At 55.6% G+C, this 3,620-nt stretch carries 4 protein-coding genes; 3 read left to right on the top strand and 1 reads right to left on the bottom strand.

Annotated elements, in window-relative coordinates; all coding sequences use genetic code 11:
• Window positions 1-136: 136 nt before the first annotated feature.
• Both ACXRVY_RS20225 and ACXRVY_RS20220 read left to right on the top strand, forming a co-directional pair.
• Complete coding sequence (locus tag ACXRVY_RS20225; RefSeq protein ID WP_223463076.1) at window positions 137-1,669, top strand: EAL domain-containing protein; 1,533 nt, start codon at window positions 137-139, stop codon at window positions 1,667-1,669.
• A gap of 233 nt (window positions 1,670-1,902) precedes the next feature.
• Window positions 1,903-2,268 carry a histone-like nucleoid-structuring protein, MvaT/MvaU family gene (locus ACXRVY_RS20220; RefSeq protein ID WP_458238077.1) on the top strand — a complete coding sequence of 122 codons (366 nt, stop codon included), beginning with the start codon at window positions 1,903-1,905 and terminating at the stop codon, window positions 2,266-2,268.
• Window positions 2,269-2,432: 164 nt separating this feature from the next.
• On the opposite strand, the gene ACXRVY_RS20215 is transcribed toward ACXRVY_RS20220, so the two are convergent.
• The gene (locus ACXRVY_RS20215) at window positions 2,433-2,951 is read right to left on the bottom strand and encodes a DUF4946 domain-containing protein (protein WP_223463074.1); all 519 of its coding nucleotides are present in this window, start codon (window positions 2,949-2,951) and stop codon (window positions 2,433-2,435) included.
• Window positions 2,952-3,095: 144 nt separating this feature from the next.
• On the opposite strand from ACXRVY_RS20215, the gene gloA reads away from it, so the two are divergent.
• The gene (gene gloA, locus ACXRVY_RS20210) at window positions 3,096-3,617 is read left to right on the top strand and encodes a lactoylglutathione lyase (protein WP_223463073.1); all 522 of its coding nucleotides are present in this window, start codon (window positions 3,096-3,098) and stop codon (window positions 3,615-3,617) included.
• Window positions 3,618-3,620: the final 3 nt, after the last annotated feature.

Genomic DNA, 3,620 nt, shown 5'->3' with positions numbered 1-3,620 from the left:
GCCGCAAGCCTTGACTGGCGTTGAGCGGCATAACCGCCAAGGGCCAACTATCATGGCCCGTACCCGAACTCTTCATGGGAGGCGTTTTGTCCTGCCAGCGTTTGAGAGCATTACTTCTTCGTGACAGGATTCGCGAATGCCGCTGAAAGCCAAAACCCGCAGTCGCAGCACAAGAATGGCTGTCACCCTGATCAGTGGATTGCTCCCGGTGCTGCTGGGGGTCGCCATTCTTTACATGCAAGCGGGGCGTGCGCTCAAACAAGGCGCCGAACAAACCGCCGAAGAAGCGATTCGCCAGTTCGACTTGATGCTCGACAACACCGCCCAGGCCGCTCGTGAACTACTGCCGCTGGCCGGCCAAAGTTGCGGCGATGTCAATCTGGCCCTGCGCGAGCAGGTCACTCGCCGCCCATTCGTGCGCTCGACCAGTCTGGTGTGGGACAACAATCTCTATTGCAGTTCTTTGTTCGGCGACTACCAGGAGAAGGTCAACCCCGGTGACTACACCCAGGGCGCCTTATGGCTCATGAGCGGCAATCCGGTGACGCCCGACACCGCCTTGCTGGTCTACCGCCTGAGTGAAGGAAAAAAAGGTGCACTGGCGAATCTCGATGGTCATCACTTGAGCAATATTCTGCGCTTGATCGGCCGCAAGACCTTGCTCTTGCTGCAAGTTGGCCCGGACTGGATAGCCGCCGACGGCAAGGTTCACAGGGAAGCCGCGCCTGACCTGCCCGTTGCACAAAGTCGATTGACCTCCCGGCACTATGCTTTTGCCGTGGAAGCCGGCTTTCCCAAAGGCGAAACCTGGCGATACATGAGCAGCGAATATCCACCGCTTTTCAGTCTGCTGATTTTCTTTGGCGTGATTGCCGGGTCAATCGGTCACTTCCTGCAAAAGCGCTCATCGGCCCCCACCCAGGAAATGCAACGGGCACTGGAAGCTCAAGAGTTCATTCCATATTTCCAGCCTGTGGTGCATGGCGACAACAAACACTGGTCCGGCGCTGAAGTGCTGATGCGCTGGAAACATCCGAAAGAAGGCCTGGTGCGTCCGGATCTGTTCATCCCGTTTGCCGAGCACTCCGGGCTGATCGTACCGATGACCCGCTCGCTCATGCGACAGACCGCCGCCCTGCTCGCGCCGCAATCCGCCGGATTCAACAAGCCGTTCCACATCGGCATCAACATCACCGCCAGCCATTGCCAGGACCTGGAACTGGTCAAAGACTGTCGCGAGTTTCTCGATGCGTTCGAGCCGGGCTCGATCCATCTGGTGCTGGAACTGACCGAACGTGAACTGATCGAGCCCACGGCCATCACCCTGCAACTATTGGAGCAACTTCGCGAACTGGGCGTGAAAATCGCCATCGACGACTTCGGCACGGGCCACTCGAGCCTTGGCTACCTGCGGCAGTTCAATGTCGATTTTCTGAAAATCGACCAGAGTTTTGTCGCCATGATCGGCATCGACACACTCTCCAGCCACATCCTCGACAGCATCATCGAACTGGCGGTCAAACTCGACCTTGCCCTGGTGGCCGAAGGTGTCGAAACCCGTGAACAGAGTGATTACCTGAGTGCTCGTCAGGTCAACTTCCTGCAAGGTTATCTGTTCGGCAAACCCATGCCCGGTGCGGAATTCATTAGTGCATTAAGCAACCATTAACTAGCGGATTTAACCGAGAAAACAACGACTACACGCACCAATTTGAATCAAAACACTACTGCCGTTACATGAAGAAAAAGACAGGATTTACTCTTGGCCAATTAACTACTACAATTTTACATGCCTGCGCAAAATTGACAGGTGAGCCACTATCACCGAGTCGCTACAAGGCTCTTGGCTTATAGCTTTGTTTGCGGTTGGTATCAGCCAAACACACTATTGGAGTAAAGATATTGTCCAGACTCGCTGAATTTCGTGCAGCCGAAAAGGCCCTTCAAGAACAGCTCAAGCAGTTGGAATCCCTGAAGAACGATGCCGGGCTCAAGAAAGAAATCGAATTCGAAGAGAAGCTCCAGGGCTTGATGAAATCCTATGGCAAGAGCCTGCGCGACATCATCGCCATTCTCGATCCCAACCCGGCAAAATCCGGATTGCTGCAGGCAGCAGCACCTAAAACCCGCCGCGCCCGAGTGGTCAAGGTTTATCAGAACCCGCATACCGGCGAGCYGATTGAAACCAAGGGCGGCAACCACCGCGGCCTGAAAGCCTGGAAAGAACAGTACGGTGCAGCCACCGTTGATTCCTGGCTGCGCGGCTAACTCTCGCGGCGACAAAAAAGCCCTGCTTATGCAGGGCTTTTTCATGGGTTATCTAATATGCCAGGGGCGGACACCCGTCAACTACCTGACTGCCACCAACTTTGTGCTTAATCCATTTGGATATCTAAAATTTTCTTCATGCATCGAAAAAGCACTGTCGCTTACTAAAGTTTCAAGCTGTTACGGGCCGCGTCTATTTCATCCTGGCTCGCCTTATAAGCCTCGGCCTGCCCGGCGTAGGAAAGAACATAGGCCTTATCGGCATCCACCGCGGCCACCAATGTTTGAGAAAGCACATGCCTGCCGTTTTGCGTGACGGTACAGGTTGTTTCCAGCGCGGCCAATCGACTCAGCGTAGTCGCATGAATTCGCGTGCAGACACTTTGATACCCGCCCTGAAAGAAGTCTTTTTGAACTGACTTGCGCATCTCCAGCAATACGCCTTCGAGGTTTACCTGGTGATCGCTTTGCACCGGACTCATGGTCAGTTCCATCACCATGAGCGGCGATCCATTCTGGTCATTTTTCACCGCCCGCTGGCGACTCACCCCCGACACCGATTCAGGCACGACTTCGACCTGCCAACCTTCCGGCCAGGTCACTACGGGCGCATCGGCACGCGCAGCGCCAGCCACCGAAAGCACGCTTAACAGAATGAACAGCAGTTTATGGAATCTAATCATTGCACTGGGCACTCACGGATCAAGCCGTAAAGTCTGGGCCCAGGCCGGCCGCCAGGCAATAGCCGACTGCTTGGGTTTGGTGATGTCCGAGCCCTTGCGTATCATTGTCGCCATTCGTTAGCCCACATATTTCCCGGAGGGCCCATGAGCCTGCACGAATTGAACACCTTCCCCGGCGTCACCGCCCAACCGGACGCCGCCACACAGAAGTTTGTCTTCAACCACACCATGCTGCGGGTCAAGGACATCACCAAGTCCCTGGATTTCTACACACGCATTCTGGGCTTTACCCTGGTGGAAAAACGCGACTTCCCGGAAGCCGAGTTCAGCCTGTATTTCCTGGCACTGGTCGACAAAAACCAGATCCCGGCCGATGCGGCCACGCGCACCGAGTGGATGAAATCGATACCCGGCATTCTGGAGCTGACCCACAACCACGGCACCGAGAACGATGCGGATTTCGCCTACCATAACGGCAACACCGACCCCCGCGGTTTCGGCCACATCTGCATCTCGGTACCGGACATCGTCGCCGCCTGCGAGCGCTTTGAAGCACTGGGCTGCGATTTCCAGAAACGCTTGAGCGATGGTCGTATGAAGAGCCTGGCGTTCATCAAGGACCCGGACGCCTACTGGGTCGAGATCATTCAGCCAGCACCGCTCTAAGCT

The organism is Pseudomonas sp. P5_A2_2, assembly GCF_054177685.1.
This window is presented reverse-complemented; position numbering and strand designations above follow the sequence as displayed.